General features: G+C 61.8%; 17 protein-coding genes and 1 pseudogene. 7 read left to right on the top strand and 11 right to left on the bottom strand.

The window, feature by feature from the left end; translation table 11 throughout:
* Positions 1 to 155 precede the first annotated feature (155 nt).
* Complete coding sequence (gene flgM / locus P9292_RS06115) at positions 156 to 461, bottom strand: flagellar biosynthesis anti-sigma factor FlgM (RefSeq protein ID WP_309848168.1); 306 nt, start codon at positions 459 to 461, stop codon at positions 156 to 158.
* Between the two features lie 251 nt (positions 462 to 712).
* Between flgM and P9292_RS06110 the strand changes: the two genes are divergently transcribed.
* The 4 genes from P9292_RS06110 to P9292_RS06095 all read left to right on the top strand — a co-directional run bounded on the left by P9292_RS06110 (position 713) and on the right by P9292_RS06095 (position 3,066).
* Entirely contained in the window at positions 713 to 1,318 is a 606-nt protein-coding gene (locus P9292_RS06110; RefSeq protein ID WP_309958344.1) for a TetR/AcrR family transcriptional regulator, read from the top strand.
* Positions 1,319 to 1,446: 128 nt separating this feature from the next.
* A complete protein-coding gene (locus tag P9292_RS06105) occupies positions 1,447 to 2,133 on the top strand; it encodes a type 1 glutamine amidotransferase domain-containing protein (protein WP_250527971.1) in 687 nt (228 codons plus the stop codon).
* Between the two features lie 358 nt (positions 2,134 to 2,491).
* Positions 2,492 to 2,710: a hypothetical protein gene (locus tag P9292_RS06100; RefSeq protein ID WP_309958343.1), complete on the top strand. Its 219-nt coding sequence runs from the start codon at positions 2,492 to 2,494 to the stop codon at positions 2,708 to 2,710.
* Positions 2,711 to 2,832: 122 nt separating this feature from the next.
* Positions 2,833 to 3,066 (top strand): hypothetical protein, encoded by a 234-nt coding sequence (locus tag P9292_RS06095; protein ID WP_309958342.1) that lies wholly within the window; start codon positions 2,833 to 2,835, stop codon positions 3,064 to 3,066.
* Positions 3,067 to 3,087: 21 nt separating this feature from the next.
* Here P9292_RS06095 and kdgT read toward each other — a convergent pair whose 3' ends face one another.
* Entirely contained in the window at positions 3,088 to 4,104 is a 1,017-nt protein-coding gene (kdgT, locus tag P9292_RS06090) for a 2-keto-3-deoxygluconate transporter (protein ID WP_244830008.1), read from the bottom strand.
* A 238-nt stretch (positions 4,105 to 4,342) separates the two neighbouring features.
* Between kdgT and P9292_RS06085 the strand changes: the two genes are divergently transcribed.
* From P9292_RS06085 to P9292_RS06075, 3 genes are all read left to right on the top strand, one after another.
* Complete coding sequence (locus P9292_RS06085) at positions 4,343 to 5,233, top strand: LysR family transcriptional regulator (protein ID WP_309958341.1); 891 nt, start codon at positions 4,343 to 4,345, stop codon at positions 5,231 to 5,233.
* Positions 5,234 to 5,379: 146 nt separating this feature from the next.
* Entirely contained in the window at positions 5,380 to 6,555 is a 1,176-nt protein-coding gene (locus P9292_RS06080) for a CoA transferase (RefSeq protein WP_309958340.1), read from the top strand.
* Positions 6,552 to 7,316 carry an enoyl-CoA hydratase gene (locus tag P9292_RS06075; RefSeq protein ID WP_309958339.1) on the top strand — a complete coding sequence of 255 codons (765 nt, stop codon included), beginning with the start codon at positions 6,552 to 6,554 and terminating at the stop codon, positions 7,314 to 7,316. Before P9292_RS06080 ends, P9292_RS06075 begins: the two co-directional genes overlap by 4 nt.
* Positions 7,317 to 7,326: 10 nt before the next feature.
* Here P9292_RS06075 and P9292_RS06070 read toward each other — a convergent pair whose 3' ends face one another.
* The 9 genes and pseudogenes from P9292_RS06070 to P9292_RS06030 form a co-directional block, all read right to left on the bottom strand.
* The gene (locus tag P9292_RS06070) at positions 7,327 to 7,704 is read right to left on the bottom strand and encodes a response regulator (RefSeq protein WP_250468600.1); all 378 of its coding nucleotides are present in this window, start codon (positions 7,702 to 7,704) and stop codon (positions 7,327 to 7,329) included.
* An 11-nt stretch (positions 7,705 to 7,715) separates the two neighbouring features.
* Entirely contained in the window at positions 7,716 to 10,856 is a 3,141-nt protein-coding gene (locus P9292_RS06065) for a CheR family methyltransferase (RefSeq protein WP_309958338.1), read from the bottom strand.
* A 385-nt stretch (positions 10,857 to 11,241) separates the two neighbouring features.
* Positions 11,242 to 12,009 carry an ABC transporter ATP-binding protein gene (locus tag P9292_RS06060; protein WP_250469491.1) on the bottom strand — a complete coding sequence of 256 codons (768 nt, stop codon included), beginning with the start codon at positions 12,007 to 12,009 and terminating at the stop codon, positions 11,242 to 11,244.
* 20 nt (positions 12,010 to 12,029) lie between these two features.
* Complete coding sequence (locus P9292_RS06055; protein ID WP_309958337.1) at positions 12,030 to 12,821, bottom strand: ABC transporter permease subunit; 792 nt, start codon at positions 12,819 to 12,821, stop codon at positions 12,030 to 12,032.
* A gap of 9 nt (positions 12,822 to 12,830) precedes the next feature.
* A pseudogene (locus tag P9292_RS06050) lies at positions 12,831 to 13,660 on the bottom strand (ABC transporter permease).
* Positions 13,661 to 13,689: 29 nt separating this feature from the next.
* Positions 13,690 to 14,751: an ABC transporter substrate-binding protein gene (locus tag P9292_RS06045; RefSeq protein ID WP_244830000.1), complete on the bottom strand. Its 1,062-nt coding sequence runs from the start codon at positions 14,749 to 14,751 to the stop codon at positions 13,690 to 13,692.
* A 64-nt stretch (positions 14,752 to 14,815) separates the two neighbouring features.
* Positions 14,816 to 15,751 carry a TauD/TfdA family dioxygenase gene (locus P9292_RS06040; RefSeq protein ID WP_309958336.1) on the bottom strand — a complete coding sequence of 312 codons (936 nt, stop codon included), beginning with the start codon at positions 15,749 to 15,751 and terminating at the stop codon, positions 14,816 to 14,818.
* A 148-nt stretch (positions 15,752 to 15,899) separates the two neighbouring features.
* On the bottom strand, positions 15,900 to 16,991 hold the full coding sequence (locus P9292_RS06035) for a nitronate monooxygenase (RefSeq protein WP_309958335.1): 1,092 nt from the start codon (positions 16,989 to 16,991) through the stop codon (positions 15,900 to 15,902).
* A gap of 137 nt (positions 16,992 to 17,128) precedes the next feature.
* Positions 17,129 to 18,640, bottom strand: a complete 1,512-nt coding sequence (locus tag P9292_RS06030; protein WP_309958334.1) for a CoA-acylating methylmalonate-semialdehyde dehydrogenase — start codon at positions 18,638 to 18,640, stop codon at positions 17,129 to 17,131.
* Positions 18,641 to 18,649 lie beyond the last annotated feature (9 nt).

The raw sequence follows: 18,649 nt of genomic DNA, 5'->3' as shown, positions 1-18,649 counted from the left end.
CCGCCAGGCGAGTGATAGGTGTCGGGCTCGCTACGCGTCGGTCCGCTCGACTACGAATCTGCAGAATCGGCCATGCCATTTGAACGGGGCATTTGGTTTTGTCCCCCGACGCTTTGCGCTACGCCGTCCGCGCTCCATTCCCGCTTAACCACCCATCAACGCATCGTCGTCTTGAGCAAATCGCCTGCGGTGCTCAACATCCCGCTCGCAATCTTGCCCGAGTCGATCTTGTAGGTTCCATCACGCAGAGCCGCCTTGATCGATTCGACCTTCGCCGCGTCGATGTCCGCGCCGCCCGTGACTTGCATCGACGACAACGAGGACAACGTCACTTTCGAGCTGGTTGCGTTGGTCGCGCTGGTTTGCTGCACGCCGCCCGTAGCCTGCACATCGCGTTTGCTTGCTACGCGAAAGGTGTCGGATTGGAGTGCGGCGGGCGTGTTGTTCGATTCGATCTTCATGGCTTTGGCTCCTTGTCTGTTGAGTTCTTTAACGGAGTGGGGCTTGAAATCTTTACCAAGCCCGGCGGCCTGCCGACACCCTCGCAACCTCGTCCAGCCCGCAAAGCCTTATCCAGTAAGCCTCCCATGTATTTGCAACAAATTGAAACAAAGTGTGAGGAATCGCACATAGACCGGACTTGGCGTCCGTGAGGGGCAAGAAATTTCCGAAAGTACTAGACGACTGGTCTACTGCAAGCTAAAGTCCACCCATGCCTACCGCAAACACATCAGAAACCGTCGACGTCCGCGAAAACATCATTGCCGTTGGTCAACGGTTGATCGGCGCCAAAGGCTTTTCCGCCGTCGGCCTGAATGAGATTCTCACGGAAGCCGGCGTGCCGAAGGGCTCGTTCTATCATTATTTTGGCTCCAAGGATGCGTTCGGCGTGGCGCTCCTGGAAAGCTATTTCGAGGACTATCTGAACGACCTCGACCAGACGCTAGCGCAGCCCGGACTGAGCATGGCGCAGCGGCTGACGAACTACTGGAGCATCTGGCAAGAAACCCAGTCCTTCTTCGATTGCCAGGGCAAATGTCTCGCGGTCAAGCTCGGCGCCGAAGTGGCGGACATGTCGGAGGCCATGCGCGCCACGTTGAAGCGCGGCACGGCAGGGATCGTTAGCCGTCTTGCAAGTGCAATCGAAATCGGTGTGGCGGAAGGCTCGCTTTCGATCGAAGGTGATCCGCAAAGCGTCGCGCAGAGCTTGTATCAACTGTGGCTCGGCGCCAGCATCATGGTGAAGATTGTTCGCAACACGCAGCCGTTTGAAGTGGCGACGACGACAACGCAGCAGATCTTGCGACTTGCTCCCTGACGAAGCAGGGAGCAAGGTGCCAGCACTTCCTTAGAGGTGCTCTTTTTGAAGCATTTACTAGACGACTGGTCTACTAACATCATCAACCTTCTTTACGGTTTCGCCTTACTCACCCACGGAGATGCAACATGAAAGTGCTCATGGTTCTGACCTCGCATGACCAACTCGGCAACACGGGCCGCAAGACGGGTTTCTGGCTCGAAGAGCTGGCCGCACCCTACTACGCCTTTAAGGATGCGGGCGCGGAAATCGTGCTGGCATCGCCTAAAGGTGGTCAGCCGCCGCTCGACCCGAAAAGCAACGAGCCGGCCAATCAGACGGAGATGACACATCGTTTCGAAGCCGATTCGCAGGCTACCGCGCAGCTTGCCAGCACGGTAAAGCTCGATCTCGTCTCGCAAGCCGATTTCGATACCGTGTTTTATCCGGGCGGTCATGGTCCGCTCTGGGACCTGGCCGAAGACAAAAACTCGATCGCCCTGATCGAAGCCTTCTTGGCCGCTGGCAAGCCTGTCGCGCTGGTCTGCCACGCACCTGGCGTGCTGCGCCATGTCCGCACGCCGGAGGGCGCACCGCTTGTCGAAGGCAAACGAGTCACGGGCTTCACCAACTCCGAGGAAGCCGCGGTCGGACTGACCGATGTCGTGCCGTTCCTCGTTGAAGACGAACTCAAGGCGAAGGGCGGCATCTATTCGAAGCTCGAAGACTGGGCACCTTATGTCGTCACCGATGGCCTTTTGATTACCGGGCAGAACCCGGCTTCATCGTCGTCCGCTGCGGCGACGTTGATGAAGCACCCGGCGCTCGCGCAATAACCGACGTTGACGTTACCGGCGCGCGCGGCCATTGGACGGCCGCGCGCCAGGGAACTCACGCTCGTGCCAGGACTCGCGATGCACGGGCAAATCGCCGGGCGCGTGAGCTCGTCGATCCCACATCACGAAACCAGCCCGCGTGTCGTGAGAAATCCTGCTGCGTGGCAGCATGCACGCGTTGCACATAGCCCCGGTGCGTTTCTCATTGCGGAATTTCTTCTCCAACCCTTTGATTCAACGCGCAAATTTAGTCGTCATTCTCCCCGATGCAGCGCCACGCTTAAGGGCTACGCTCTTATATAAGAGGCAGCCGCAGTCACGGCGCTTGCCCGACGCTTCCTACAACGCCGGAGTCATCATGATGCAAATCTACGTTGAACCCTTGCCCAAGGGCCGATGGGGCCCAATCGATGGATACACACTCGAGTATCCCGATGGCACGAAGATCACCGAGCAGGTGTTCAGTTCGGAAAAGCTCGCGGTCAGCGAAATCAGGCTGCGCGGCTATACGCCCTTGCTGGCGAAGGTGCGTATCACGGACAAGGGCGAGCCGGACCACTGGGAAAGCGTCGAGTGACGCATCGTCGATACGAACGTGCTTCGCCGATTTTCTTTCGCGAAGCACGTTTTATTTTTGTGATATTGCTGCTTCATCCGGAACGCAAATAACGGCGCGGCTACATGGCCGATGGAGAAGCGATGCGACGAGGACCCTTCAGCGAAGCCGGCAGAAAACGCCGGCGTCTCTTTTTGAGCAAGGCGCATGTCGCGCTCGCGGCCTTCGGGACGCTCGGCTCGGTGCTCGGCATTGGTATCGCCATCGACGGCGGGCTCGAATTCAATCGCACCAAGGTGTTCACGGGCGTTGGCCTTATCGCCGTTTCGACCATTCTTTATGTCTCGATGCTGTTCGTGAGCGACGAGCCATCCTGACGGCTCGTCGGCCGCACGAAATCACACGTGCACGTCGCGCTCGCCGAGCGGCCGCACCGGTTCTTCCACACGTTGTTCTTCAAGGCCATGACGCGCCCGATGCCGGCGCACCCAGAGCGCGGTCAGAATTGGCACGAGAATGGCCGTCACGAGACAGGCGGTCGCGACCATCGCGGTGGCCGCCGGCACGAGCGGCTTGAAGCGCGGAATCATCTCGCCGATGATCGCCGGATTCGCCACCGCCGCGCCCGCCGTCGATGAAGCCGCGAGTCCCGCCGCGCCATTGCCGCCCGCAATCCAGCGATCCGCGAGAATCAGCGGAATGCCCGTCACGACGATCACGCCCAACCCAAGCGCAACCCCCGGCAAGCCGCTCGTCGCGATCACGTGCAGGTCAATGCCATTGCCGAGCGCGAAGCCGAAGAACGGGATCAGCGGATGCACGCAGCGGCCGAACAGTTCGCGCAGGTCGCTGTCCAAATTGCCAAGCGCGAAGCCAATCAGAAACGGCAGCACCGCGCCGACGAAAAGGCGTGGCTCGAAGAACGCGACGCCCGTCGCGCCGAGAATCAGCATGCTGACGAGCGGCCCGGATTCCACCGACATCAGCACGAACGCGCCCGCTTCCTCGCGGCTGCCGTACTGCTGCATCACGGCGGCGTAAAGTCCGCCGTTGGTCATGTCCATCGACGTGGTGATGGCGAGCACGGAGAGGCCCGCGAAGAGACCGGCCTTGACGCCATCGATGGGAATGAAGTGCGCGGCGACGATGGTTGCGATCCACGCAACCGCCATCTTCGTCACGAGCAAGGTGCCCGACTTGCGCAGCACGGTGCCGGTCGCGCGCAGGTCGATGGTCGCGCCCATGCAGAAGAACCACACCGCGAGAATCGGCACGGTGCCCGTGATCAACCCGTTCGTGAACGAGCCGAAGTACTTGCCCGCGCCCGGTGCGAACGTATGGACGCAGGCGCCGAGCAGCAAGGGCACGAGCATGAGACCGCCTGGAATGCGGTCAATCGCTTTCTTTATATTCATGTCTCCTCCGTGGACTTTGGCGTCCGGATGGCGGGCTGTCTACCCAGTGCAATGCGCCGCTTTAAGCACGGCCGCATCGGTTCGGCGCAATATAGCATCGCTGTTTTATATTCGCTGAATGCAAGGCCGGGGGGCGGGTTAATCGTTTACCCGCGCGCGGGCAGAGTTACCGGGTTTGCCTGTCCGGTGGGCCTTCGCGGACACTTCACATTCGCGAGCACGACAAAACGGAGCCTTAGTGAAATTCGATACGACCACCATCCGTCTGGTTCTCGCCATCGCGGACGAAGGCAGCATCTCGCGCGCCGCGGACAAGCTCAGTCTCGCGGTGGCCGCCGCCTCGCGGCGCGTATCGGACCTCGAAGCGCAACTGGGCGCGAAGCTCTTCACGCGCGTTCCGCACGGTGTGCAGCTCACCGAGCCGGGCGCGAAGCTGCTGCTGTACATCCGCCAGATCGACAATCTGATCGACCGTCTCGAAGGCGATGCGCGCGCGCTCAAGGAAGGGCGCCACGGGCGCATCATCATCGGTGCGCCGAAGGCGGTGGTCATGCAGTTTCTGGCGGGCGCCATCGCCGGGATTCAGCGCAAGCATCCCAGCATCTCGCTCATGGTTCAAGAGGAGAACAGCAAGATCGTTCAGCAGTTGTTGCGCGACAAGGTCATCGATATCGGCATCTACGAAAAGAAGAGCGGCTTTCTCGACCTCGACCGCGTGCCGTATCGCGAAGACCGGCTCGAACTCGTGTATAGCACCGAACATTTTCAGTTCGACGATGCGCCGCTCGGTATCGACGAGATCATGGACTTGCCCGTGATCAGTCTCGGCAAAGGCTCCGCCATTCTGTCCGCGCTGCAACGCGCACATCAGAGCCGGGGACGACTTTTCGCGAACAATTACGCCGTGAGCGGCTTCGACACCATGCTCGTGATGGTGCGTCAGGGCTTGGGCGTCGGCCTCATGCCCGCGGCTGTGCTGCGCAGCTTTCACCCGGAACGCGCGATTGCGTCGCAGGAGATTGCAGGCGACTGGCATAAGCGCAGCTACGTGCTTTCTTGCGTCGAAGGTCACGCTCAGGAACAGACGCTTCAACGCGTCGTGGCCGAGCTGCTCGACGCAGGCAACTAGTCTGAACGAGGAAGCACGCTCGAGGCTTTCGCGAATTGCGAAACCAGCCTTGCCCGCGCAAGCCTTGCGGCATTGCAAGCGGTGGTCGAAAGTGAAGGCATGACCCGCGCCGCAGGTCGAAGCCCTTCTCCACCGAACCAATCGACATGACCCAGACAAAACCTCTCCCCCTGGACGGAATCCGCGTGCTCGACGTAAGCCAGGTCATGGCGGGCCCGTTCGCCTGCATGCTGCTCGCCGACATGGGCGCGGATGTCATCAAGGTGGAACCGCCCGAAGGCGATCAGACGCGCGGCGCGATGGGCTTCAAGATGAAAGGGCCCGACAGCATGGGCTTTCTCAACATGAACCGCAACAAGCGTTCGGTGACGCTGGACCTGAAGAGCGACGAAGGCCGCGAGCTCTTCTACAAGCTCGCGAAAACTGCCGATGTGATCGTCGAGAACTATCGGCCAGGCGTGGTGCAGCGGCTTCGTATCGATTACGAGTCGATCCGGGAGATCAACCCGAAGATCGTTTATGTGAGCATCTCGGGCTTCGGGCAAAGCGGCCCGTGGTCCACGCGGCCCGGCTTCGATCTGATGGCTCAGGCCATGTCCGGCGTCATGAGCGTGACGGGATATCCCGGCGGCAAGCCGGTCAAGGCGGGCGTGCCGGTGGCGGATATCGGCTGCGCGCTCTTTGCGGTGTCTGGGCTGTTGTCGGCTTATATCGGCGCGCAAAAATCGGGCGTCGGTCAGCATATCGACGCTTCTCTCTTCGATTCCGTCATGGCCTTCTCGATCTGGGACATGTCGGAATACTGGGGCACGGGCGTGCCGCCGACACCGCTTGGCACCAGCAACAAGATGAGCGCGCCGTATCAGGCCGTGAAGGCGCGCGATGGCTACTTCGTGATGGGCGCGACTAACCAGAAGCTGTGGACGAAGCTGTGCGGGTTGTTAGAGCGGCCCGATCTGATCGACCACGCCGACTATGCGAACGTCTCGCTGCGCCTGAAAAACCGCGAGGCCATGATCCAAGTGCTCGAAGAGGAGTTCGCCAAGCGCGACAGCGCGGAATGGGTCGATACCCTGCTCGCGGCCGGCATTCCAGCCGGCCCTATCCTGACTTATCCGGAAGCATTCGAGAGCGAACATGCCACGCATCGCCGCATGGCAATGGAAATCGATCATCCGCACGAAGGCAAGGTGAAGAACATCGGCTTTCCGGTCAAGCTGCTCGGGACGCCGCAGACCGTGCGCCGCCATCCGCCCCTGCTCGGCGAACATAACGAAGAGATCTTCGCGGAGATCAACGGAACCAGTGGAATGAAGCCATGAGCGAACATGTCCGGCTTACGCTGCATGCATCGGGCGCGGCGGAGATCGTCATCGACCGGCCCGAGCGTCACAACGCCATGTCGATTCCCATGTACGAAGCGCTGCTCGCGCGTATCGACGAATGTCAGCGCAATAAAGACGTGCGCTGCATTCTCTTTCGCGGCGCGGGCGGCAAGTCGTTTATCGCGGGAACGGATATCGAGTACTTCAAGGACTTTCGCGGCGGACGCGATGGCGTGGCCTACGAAGCGCTGGTCGAACGCGTGATCGATACGGTCGAGCGCATCGCGCTTCCCACGCTCGCCATGATCGATGGCTGGGCAGTCGGCGGTGGTCTCGCGCTCGCCACGGCCTGCGACTTTCGCGTGTGCAGCGAAAACTCCCGGTTCGGCGCACCGATTGCCAAGACGCTCTCGAACACGCTTTCGTCGCGCAATATCGCGCGGCTACATGCGGCTTTCGGCGTGCCGCGCGTCAAGCGCATGCTGATGCTCGCCGACTTTCTTGCAGCGAACGAGGTCCTGGCGTGCGGCTACGTATATTCGGTGGTGACGAAAGACGCGCTCGATGCTAGCGCGCATGCGCTTGCCGAGCGGCTCATGGCGTTGTCGCCAATCACGCAGAAGGCGGTGAAGGAGAGCCTGCGGCGCATCGTGATCGACCAGAGCTTCGCGGACGAAGACATCATCGAGGAAGTCTATGGAAGCGCGGCTTTTCGTGATGCGGTGACAGCATTCACTTCGGGCAAGCCGAAACGGTGAGCGCGATTCTTCAACGCCCGCTCAGTGCGAGCGTGTTGAAGAGCGTTTGATGATCGAAGGGTTTTTGACAACGCGGATGATGCCGGTAGGCGATATCGATCGAATCGACACCGTACCCGGTTGCAAAGATGAAGCGGATCTCACGCAGCGTCAGTTCATCTGCTACGGCGTATGACTTCTCGCCGTTGAGGTCGATGTCGAGAATAGCAACGTCGATGTAATGTTCGTCGTCGTCTAGAAGCGCCAGCGCGTCCTGCGCCCACGCCACCGGCCCGACGACGATTGCCCCTGCAATTTCGAGCAACGCGGACAGCGCGAGCGCCACCAGGTAATCGTCTTCCACGACCAAGATGCTCAAACCTTCGAGCGGTGTCCCGACTACTGCCATTTTCGGACCCCCTAGGGACTGCTGCCGTGCATATGCGCTGGTCGCAGCGGGATCTCGATATGACACGAAACCCCATCCCAGTTGAAGTCGAGCTCGGTGCGAGCGTGTAGCGTGAAACGAAGCGCTTTCTCGATGAGTTGCCGGCCGAAGCCGATTTTCTTGTCCTCGGGCGTGATGCGCACACCGCTTTCGATCCAGTCCAGAACGAGCCATTCCGGCCCGGACTCTCTTTTCTCGACAATCCAGCTGACGACGAGCCGTGCGCCTTTATGCTTCAACGCGCCGTACTTGAGCGCGTTGGTCGCGAGTTCGTGAAGCACGAGCGCGATCGTCTGAACGTTGCGAAAGCCAAGCGGCACGACCGGTCCACTCACCGAGACCCTGTCGCTGCTGCCCACACCGAGCGCCTCGAATTCAAGGCGAACGATGTCACCCAAATTGATCAGATGCCCGTTCGCTTCGCCGATCAAGCCCTGCAGCCTGCCAAGCGCGGCGAGGCGACTCGTGAACGTGTCGAGCGCTTCGTCGCCCGAGAGCGTCTGTTGCGCGATCGACTGAATCACCGACAACAGATTTCGCGTCCTGTGTTGCAGTTCCGCGATCAAAACGTCCTGTCTACCCTCAGCATGAACCATTCCCGTGATATCGACGAAAGCAATGACCACACCGTCGATCTTGCGATCGCCGTTGAGATAAGGTGCGAGACGCACGAGGAAATGATTCAGCCCATCCTTGCTGCTGACCTGCTGTTCGCGTGTTTCCTGACTCCTGAATACCTCACGGATGCCTTCTTCCAGCCCCGGAAGGTCGAGACGGCTGACGAGCTCCGAAATGGGACGCCCGCGATCGACCGGACGGATATGGAAGATATCGGCCATTGCCGGGGTAAACGAGCGAATGGAAAATTGCCGGTCGAGAAACACGGTGGCGACCGACGTGCTTTCGAACAGGTTGTGAAGATCGCTGTTCGAGCGGTCGAGCGCGTCGATCTTGCCATTCAGTTCCAGATTGACGGTGTGCAGCTCCTCGTTGAGCGAGACGAGCTCTTCCTTGGACGCCTCCAGCTCTTCGTTCGACGATTGCAGTTCCTCGTTGACCGAAACCAACTCTTCGTTCGACGACTTAAGTTCTTCGAGCGCGGTCTCGTATTCCTCTATCATCGATTGCAGGCGTTCACGGGTATCCCGTAGTTCCTTTTCGATTTGCTCCGCGGTGCCGTCGTGCATGGCCTCGGCGCGCGCAAGCGCCTCTTCGCGCGTGAGCACGGGCCCTTGGTCCTGGAACACGACGAGATACATGCGCTCACCCGGCGCTTGCTGGACGAGCGGCTCGATGGTCAGATTGATCACCTGTACACGGCCGTCCTCGCCCTCGACCACCACCCCCTCTCGCGCGATCGTGCGGCCCGAGTCGACCGCTTCGCGAAACACCGAGCGCAAGTCGAGGCCCAGCCCCTTGCGCGCCATTGCGAATAGCTGGCGCGTCGGCATGCCGGGCGCTGCCTCGAGATATTTGCCGGTGCGGCCCGAGTAGTAGACGACATCGCCATCGCGCGTCACGAGCACGTGCGGCGGCGTGAAGCGGTCGATCATATGACCGTCGACAGCCAGGCGCAGCGCGGCGCCGCCCAGGGGCGGACGGCTTGGCGTCAACGCGGACAGATGGCCGATAGTCAGCGCGGATACCGCGAGCGGCAGGCGCACTTGCGACACGACATCGGCGCGGCGCTTGAAAAGCCTGTGCTTCTTGTCGAGCGGAACGAACAACTCGTCGAACTGGCTCACGTTCTCCGACGGGCCGAGGAACAGAAAACCGTCCGGGCGCAGCGCATAGTGGAAGGTCGGAATGACCTGATTCTGGACCTCGATGCCGAAGTAGATGAGGAGATTGCGGCACGACACGAGATCGATGCGTGAGAAAGGCGGATCGCGAATGACGCTGTGCGGTGAAAAGATGCACAGTTCGCGCACTTCCTTGGCCACCACGAAGCTGCTGCCGTCCGGCACGAAGAAACGGTCGCGCCGCTCTTGCGATACATTGTCGAGCAACGCCAGCGGATAGCGCGCCGCACGCGCCACCGTGAGCGCTCCGTCGTCGATATCGGTGGCGAAGATCTGGATGCGCGGCGCCTTCTCGACACCTGCGATCTGTTCGGACATCAGCATGGCGATGGAATACACTTCCTCGCCCGTGGCGCAGCCCGGCACCCAGACACGCACGACATCCTCGGAGGTGCGGCCTTCGAAAAGCTTCGGCAGGACGAGTGTGGCGAGACTCTCGAACGCGTGCTCATCGCGGAAAAAGCTCGTGACGTTGATCAAGAGATCGCGAAACAGTGCCGTCACTTCCTGCGGATCGGCCGCGAGCCGCGCTACATAACTCTCCGGAGTTGCCATCGCCCGGACCTGCATGCGCCGCTGCACCCGCCGCGAAAAAGTCTTGACCTTGTAGCCGCTGAAGTCGTGTCCGACGTTATCGCGCAAGATGCCGTAAATGGCTTCTCGCGCCTCGTCGAATGCTTTCGCGGCGGCTTCGACTTCGGGCTCTTCCACGACGGAATCGAGCCTGAAGGCGCCCGCGGCAAAGCTCGCGAGCTTCGCGCCCATTTGGTCGACCGGCACGGCGAAATCGACCAGGCCAGTGGCAATGGCGCTATTGGGCATGTCCGGGTGATGCGGTCCGAAGCCGTCCGCAACCTGTGCGAGCGTCAGTCCGCCCCGCTCCTTGATGGCCTTGATGCCGAGCGTGCCGTCCGAATCGCCGCCTGAGAGAATGACGCCTGCCGACAGTTCGCCGATATCGAGCGCGAGCGTGCTCAGAAAATGGTCGATCGGCTTGCGCTCGCGACGCGGCTTGTCCAGTGACTGCACGTGCAAGGTTCGGTTCGAGACGCTGACGATGGCATCGCGCGGCAAGAGATAGACGCTATCGATCTCGATCGGCTCGCCTTCGGCAATCGCGTGTACCTGCATTGGCGTAAAACGCGAAACAATCTCCGGCAACAAGCTGATACGGTCCGGGCTCAGGTGCGTGATGATCACGCAAGCGAGGCCTGGCTTTTCCGGCATGCCGCGAAAGAAGCCTTCCAGCGCCTCGACGCCGCCCGCGGACGCGCCGACGCCGACAATGGGGAAGTCGGTTGCCGGTGTCATGACTTCTCCCGCATCGACGCATTGTCGCTGTGGTCCAGGCGCCTTGCCTCCGGGAGAAGTCCGGCTTCGCGAGCAAGGCCTGAGCGCGCCCTGACGAAAACCGCGAGATGTTCCGTAAGACGGACGTCGATTGCGTGCTTGCTGGTCATGGACCGCCTCGAAGAACAAAGGTATCAGTCTATATTACCGCGCGCGCAACGGGCGTCGAAGCGTGCATGCAAGGCGGGCAGACATGTATGGCGTGACGCGAGCGGTCAGCCAGAGTGTTGAACATAAACGGCCCGCGCGGGCCGCTTCACGAATATAAGCCTTGACTCGCCGTCGAATCCGTTCGATTTTATTTCACGGCGATGGCGACGGCGACGAGCGCTGTCTGGCAGCGCTTCTACGCTTCGTGAAAGAACCCTTCGAGAATACCGTCCCTGAGCGCGACGACATCGAGACTGCCGCGCTTGCGCGGACGCGGCAGGTCGACATCGACGATTTCGCCGATACGTCCCGGACGCGCTTCCATCACCACGATGCGATCCGAGAGCAGCACCGCCTCCTCGACGTCATGCGTGACGAGGACCATCGTGATGCGCTCCTGCGCCCAGATGCGTTGCAGTTCGTCCTGGAGCCGTGCGCGCGTGAGCGCATCGAGTGCGCCGAACGGTTCATCGAGCAAGAGCAAACGCGGCCGGTTGACGAGCCCTCGCGCAATGGCGACACGCTGCGCCATGCCGCCCGAGAGCTGATGCGGATACTGTCCCTCGCACCCCTCGAGGCCGACGAGCGCCACATGCTCGGCTACCGCACGCGCTTTCTCGTGCTTGCTCAAAGGCGCGTTGCGCAAGGCCACCGCGACGTTCTGTTCGACGTTCAGCCATGGAAACAGACGATGATCTTGAAACACGATGCCGCGCGAAAGATCCGTCGAGACCACGCGCTCGCCGCCGAATTCGATCTCGCCTTCATACGACGCATCGAGGCCTGCGATCAACCGCAAGAGCGTCGACTTCCCGCAACCGCTCGCCCCGACGATACTCACGAACTCGCCGCTTCGGATCGAGAGGTCGATACGATCCAGCACGGGCGCACCTGCATCGCCCTCATAACGCTTGCTCACCCGCCGCAGCGCGAGGCCGCTCGTGTCCGTTGCCATCGTTGGTATCGCTGCCATCGTCATTCTCCTCAAGCCGCGCGCGCTTCGCTGAACCAGCGCCGCTGCACCGCACGCGCGAGCGCGTTGAGCGCCCACCCCGTTATTCCCACGACGATCACGCCAAATACGACGAGATCCATCCGAAACTGTTCGCTGCCATCCACGAGCGTATTGCCGATCCCGCTTCCCGCGACGAGCAGATACTCCGCGCCGAGCGTCGCGAGCCACGAATAGATGAGCGCGAGATAGATGCCCGTGAAGATCGAAGGCAGCGCGGCCGGCAGCACCACGAACGCGAGCGTCTGCAACTTGCCGTAGCGATACGCGCGCGCCACTTCGAGAAAACGCGGCGGCACGGCGCGGATGCCGTCGCTCGTATGCATCACGACCGGAACCAGCGCGGCGAGCGACAGGAACACGACCTTCGCGACATCGCCGAGACCGAACCACACGGAGATGAGCGGAATCCACGCGAACAGCGACACTTGCTTGAAGGTGTTGAAGCTCGGCGCAATGGCGCGGTTCGCGAGCTTCGACACACCCAGCAACGCGCCGAGCGCGAGCCCGAGCGAAGTGCCGATCGCAAAGCCCGTCAACTCCCGCGCAAGCGACGCCGACAACGCACGCGCCAGCGCGCCGTTACGCAACTGTTCCCACGCGACATGCAGCACTTGCGCGGGCGACACCATCATGCCGTGGGCGGGCTTGGCATCGCGCGATACGAGCCACCATATCGCCAGAGCCGCGAGCGGCAGCACGAAGCCGCGCCAGCGCTTCGGCACGGCGACACGCGGGACTGCTTCGAGTTCTATCGATGACATCGTCCGCTCCTAGACCGCGCCGCGCTGCAACTTGCGCTCGAGCGCGGTCAACAAGCGATCGGCGACATAGCCGACCGCGCCCACGATCAAGACCGAAGCCAGCACCAGATCGAGCTGAAAGAGCTGGCGTCCGTACACGATCAGATAGCCGAGCCCTTCCGACGATGCCACGAGTTCCACGACCACGAGCGTCAGCCATGCTTTGGTGAAGGCGAGGCGAATGCCCGTGCCGATCATCGGCACCGACGAGGGCAAAACCACACGCACAATGGTTTGCCAGCGCGTATAGCGATACACCGCCGCGACCTCACGCAACTCGGGCGGCGTGCTGCGAAAGCCCTGCAAGGTGCTCAGGGTCACCGGCACGAGCGCGGCATGACCGATGAGCGATACTTCAACGGCTCACCGATGCCCACCACGATCATCAGAAACGGCAGCCAGCCGAGCACGGGCACCTGCACGATCGCGTTGAAGCTCGGCAGCACATACGCCTCGACCGTGCGCGACAGGCCGAGCACGCCGCCTAGCAGAATGCCGAGCACCACGCCGCCGCCAAAGCCGACAGCCGCGCGCGACATGCTCGCGCCCAAGTGCATCCATAGTTCGCCGCTCTTGATGAGCACGGCAAGGGTATCGAAGACCAGCGAGGGCGGCGGCAGAACCTGCGCGGAGATCCATCCAAGACGCGAGCCCAGCACCCATAGCAACGCGCAGGCGAGCGGCAGAAGCCACGGCAATACGGCCCAGCCAAGCGAACGCGCCGTGCCGCCGGATGCGCGCGCGACCGAAGCGTTGCGGCGTGCCGCCGGCACCAGCACACGCGAGAGAGCATTCGCCATCGGAAGTTCTCCGTTAAGAAAGAAGCGGGTCAGGCGACCGGCTTGCCCGACGCATCGAAGCGCGGCCAGTAGCTTTCGAGCTTGAGCGACTTGAGCGCCTGATCGAGATACTTCGGCTCGAACCAGCCGTTCACGCTGACAGGTTGGCGAATGAGGTTCAGCCGCAAGGCGTCATCGGCGACGGACTGATAGCGTGCCTGCACGAATGGATCGATGAGCGGCGAATTGCGGTCCTTCAAAGGCTGATTCGCATACTCCGATGCCCACGACTCCGACGGCACGCCGCTCTTCGACCACAACGTGAAGAGCGCATTGCGATTGCCTTCGTCGGACGACCATTGCGCGGCCTGCACCACCGAAGTCACGACCTTTTGCACCACGTCGGGATGCGCGCTTTCGAAGTCGTCGAGTACGAGCAGATGCGCTTGCCGCGTCAGTTGCATGCCGCCATCGCGCGACGCATAAACGATCTTCGCGAGACCCTGGCGCTGCAACTTGAAGAGCGAGTAGTCGAGAAACACGGCATCGACGCCCTTCGACGCAAGCGCTGCCTGCGCCGCGGCCGTATCGAGATTGATGACGCGCAGATCGCGTTCGGTCAGGCCGTTTTCCTTGAGCACGTTATCCGCCACGAGCTGCAGATTCGTGCCCCGAAAAATCGCCACGCGCTTGCCCTTGAGGTCTTTCACCGACTTGATGTCGGAGTCCGGCGGCACCGCGACATACACGCCCGCGCGCACATTCGATTCGAGCAGCAAGTGCGTCTTCAGGCCGTTCGCGCGTCCGAGCACGGCGGGCAAGTCACCTTGATACGCGAAGTCGATCTGCTTGTTGGCGAGCGCCTCGTTCACGGCCGGACCCGCGCCCTTGAAGAAGATCCACTCGACCTTGATGTGATCGCCCTGCAATGCATCCTCGACGCGATGCTGCAATTGCGCGGTGGCGGCAGGCGAGCCGCCGAACGTGGGCGGGTCGCCCGCGCCCTGCTGCGCGACGCCGATGCGCACCGTTTCCGGCGCCGCGGCGTGCGAGATGGAAACGAATGCGGCGCACAAAAGAGCGCCCGCGAAGCGCGCGAATCTCGTTGTCATCTTGTCCTTCGGCGTTATTCGATGATCGACTGGCGATGACCCGCGTCATCGCCAGTGAGGGCGTTCAGGCGCGTGCTTCGCGCTTGACGGTGCGGCTCTTTCTGCCGTCGATGGAAACGGGCACGTCGCCGTGAACGGTCGCGCGACGCACGACGCGGTGGTCATCGCCGTAATCCGCCACCGCGTAGTGCTGCGTCGCGCGGTTGTCCCAGATCGCGACATCGCCTTGCGTCCAGCGCCAGCGCACCGTGTTCTCGAGGCGCTGAATGTGATCGTGGAAGATTTCGAGCAGTCGGTCCGAATCGCGCTGCGACAGCCCGACGAAGCGCTGCACGAAGTGACCCAGCACGAGCGTGCGTTCACCCGTTTCCGGATGCACGCGCACCACGGGATGTTCCGTCTCGTAGAGCGTGGAGGTGAACTGCTTGCGGTACTCGCGCTCCGTCTCGGTGTCGGGCGCGTTGCGCGTGGCTGCGTAGTCGTAGGCGTTCGAATGCAACGCCCAGAGGTTGTCGGCGAGATCGCGCAAGGGCTGCGGCAGGTTGCTGTAGGCGGTGGCGGTGTTGCCCCACACGGTATCGCCGCCGGCGGGCGGGATCACCACGCCGCGCAGGATGGAAATCTTCGGATAAGCATCGACGAAAGTGACATCCGTATGCCATGAATTCGCGCGCGTGCCGTGCTTCGAATCGAGTTCGAGCAGACGGCTCGTGCCTTCCTTCGAAGGCACCGTGGGATGCGCCACGGTGTCGCCAAAACGCGCGGCGAACGCTTCCTGCGAAGCGTCGTCCAGATGCGACTGGCCGCGAAAGAACAGCACCTTGTGCTTGAGCAGCGCGTCGTTGATGCGAGTGATGGCGGTATCGTCGAGATCGCCTGAGAGCGTCACGCCGCGCACTTCGGCGCCAATGCGGCCGCCTATGGGACGGACCTGCAAAGGCTCCTGCGTGGCGGCGGGCTGACGGACGGAATCGTGGTCGAGCGTAGCGGAATCGGACATCGGTTGCTCCGTTGGTTTCGGATATCGTGGGCAAGCCGCGAAAGAACGCGACCGAAACATTGAAGCATCGACTGCCCATCCGACCAACGAAGCGTTTCGACTAAGCTTTACAGCGCCGAGGTGATGACGCCTTGCTCGAATCCGCTATTCAACGCGAATAACGCTGTAAGGATTCGATCGTTTCATCGAGTTCCGCTTCGAGCCGCGCCATCAATTCCGCGGCGGACATTTCGCGCGCGAGTGCGGCCGCCTGCCCGCCCCATTGCGCGCCATAGCCGAACTCGCCTCGTGCCTTGGCGGCCGCATGCAGCGCCTTGCCCGCGTCGTAAGTCACGGGATACGCGGGGTTGTTCGGTGCGTTTGCCTCGCGCCCGAGTTCCGTGAACTTGTTGACGAGACTGCGCGCCGGGCGGCCCGATATCGCGGCGGTAAACGTGGTGCGATTCGCGGCATCGCTCAGAAGCGCGCGACGATATCCCGCATCGATTGCGGACTCGGTGGTCGGAACGAAAGCCGTGCCAAGCTGCGCCGCCTGCGCGCCGAGCGCGAGCGCGGCGGCGATTCCCGCGCCATCCATGATGCCGCCCGCCGCGATCACCGGTACGTCGAACTTGCGCACGAGCAAACGCGTGAGGGCGAAGGTGCCGAGATAATCGTCGTCGGCTTCGCTGTCGAAGATACCGCGATGCCCGCCCGCTTCGATGCCTTGCGCGACGATCGCATCGATACCCGCTTTTGCGATTTGCTCCGCTTCACTCACATTAGTTGCAGATGCAATCAGTTTGATGCCCGCGTTACGGAGGGCATCGATATAGTCCTTCGAAGGCAGGCCGAAGTGAAAGCTCACGATAGCCGGCTTTTCTTCGACGAAGACCTTGAGCATGGCTTCATCGACGACAAAGCTCGTGTAGATTTCGCTGAGCCGCGCGGGCGGCGTGGCGCCGTATCGCGCGAAGACGGGCGCGAGCCATTCGATCCACGTGCTTTCCAGAGCGGCGTCGGCTTTAGCCGGGCTATGACAGAACACGTTGACGTTGAACGGCTTGTCGGTCAGCGCGCGCGTCTCACGAATGACCTTGCGCGCCGCTTCGGCGTTCATCGCGCCCACGCCGAGCGACCCCAGTCCGCCCGCATTCGATACCGCCGCCGCGAGAGCAGGCGTCGTGACACCGGCCATCGGCGCTTGAATGATGGGCTTGTTGATGCCGAGTAACGGCAATAAAGCGTTGCTCCTGCTCATGACCATGTCCTCTCGATAGTGGCCTCGAGCTTCTCGACGATGAAACCGCACGCAAGGCTGCGAGGCCAGATAACAAATCGCCCGCTCCTTCCTGCACGGAAGCCAAGCGGGCGACGACTACCTATGCTGCGTATGTCTTACTTCGCGGTCGGCATCACGAATTCCGCGCCCTTTTCCGTGCTTTCCGGCCAGCGTTGCATGATGGACTTTTGCTTCGTATAGAAGCGCACGCCTTCTTCGCCATAAGCGTGCATGTCGCCGAAGAGACTGCGTTTCCAGCCTCCGAAGCCATGCCATGCCATCGGAACGGGAATGGGTACGTTGATGCCGACCATGCCCACTTCGATGCGTCGGCCGAACTCGCGCGCAACGTGACCGTCGCGCGTGTAGCAGGCGACGCCGTTGCCGAACTCGTGCGCATTGACGAGTTCCACGGCTTCGCCGAAGTCCTTCACGCGCACGCATGAAAGCACCGGCCCGAAGATTTCTTCCTTGTAGATGCGCATGTTCGGCGTCACATGGTCGAACAGCGTGCCGCCCGTGAAGAAGCCGTCTTCGTGACCGGAAACCTTGTGGCCGCGTCCATCGACGACGAGTTTCGCGCCTTCATCCACGCCCAGCGCGATATAACCTTCGATCCGTTCCAGCGCGGCGCGCGTGACGATCGGCCCCATTTCGGCATCCAGCTCCATGCCGTTCTTGATGACGAGCTGCTGCGCACGTTCGGCGAGGCGCGGCACGATCTTGTCCGCCACGTCGCCCACCAGCACCGCGACCGATACCGCCATGCAGCGCTCGCCCGCCGAGCCATAGCCCGCGCCGATGAGCGCATCGATAGCCTGATCGAGATCGGCGTCCGGCATCACGACCATGTGATTTTTTGCGCCGCCGAGCGCCTGCACACGCTTGCCGTGCTTCGCGCCGGTCTCGTAGATATAGTTGGCGATAGGCGTCGAACCGACAAAGCTGATCGCGCGCACATCGGGATGTTCGAGCAATGCATCGACCACGACCTTGTCGCCTTGCACCACGTTGAAAATGCCATCCGGCAGACCCGCTTCGTTCAGCAGATTAGCCATGAAAAGCGACGCGGACGGATCGCGCTCGCTCGGCTTCAGGATGAACGCGTTGCCGCTTGCAATGGCCACGGGGAACATCCAGCACGGCACCATGCAAGGGAAGTTGAACGGCGTGATGCCCGCGACGACGCCGAGCGGCTGACGCGTCGTCCAGTTATCCATGCCGGTGGAGACTTGTTCGGTGTAATCGCCCTTCAGCAATTGCGGAATGCCGCAAGCGAATTCGATCACGTCGATACCGCGCGACACTTCGCCTTGCGCGTCGGTAAAGACCTTGCCGTGCTCGGCGGTGATGATCGCCGCGAGTTCATCGCGACGCAGGTTCATGAGTTCGAGGAACTTCAGCATGACGCGCGCGCGCCGAATGGGCGGCGTATCGCGCCATGCGGGGAACGCGGCTTTCGCGCTCTCGACGGCGGCATCGACATCGGCGACTTCGCCGAGCACGAGCTTGCGCGGACGCTCGCCCGTCGCGGGATTGAAAATGGGCTGCGAGCGGGCGCCCGAGCCATTCACGCGTTCGCCATGAATGAAGTGAACCACGTCGGCGGTGTCGTTATACGCTTTCATTTCGTCTCC

The sequence above is a fragment of the Caballeronia sp. LZ001 genome, assembly GCF_031450875.1.
GTDB lineage: Bacteria > Pseudomonadota > Gammaproteobacteria > Burkholderiales > Burkholderiaceae > Caballeronia.
Note: the sequence above shows the minus strand (reverse complement) of the source record. Positions and strands in the feature narration are given on the sequence as shown.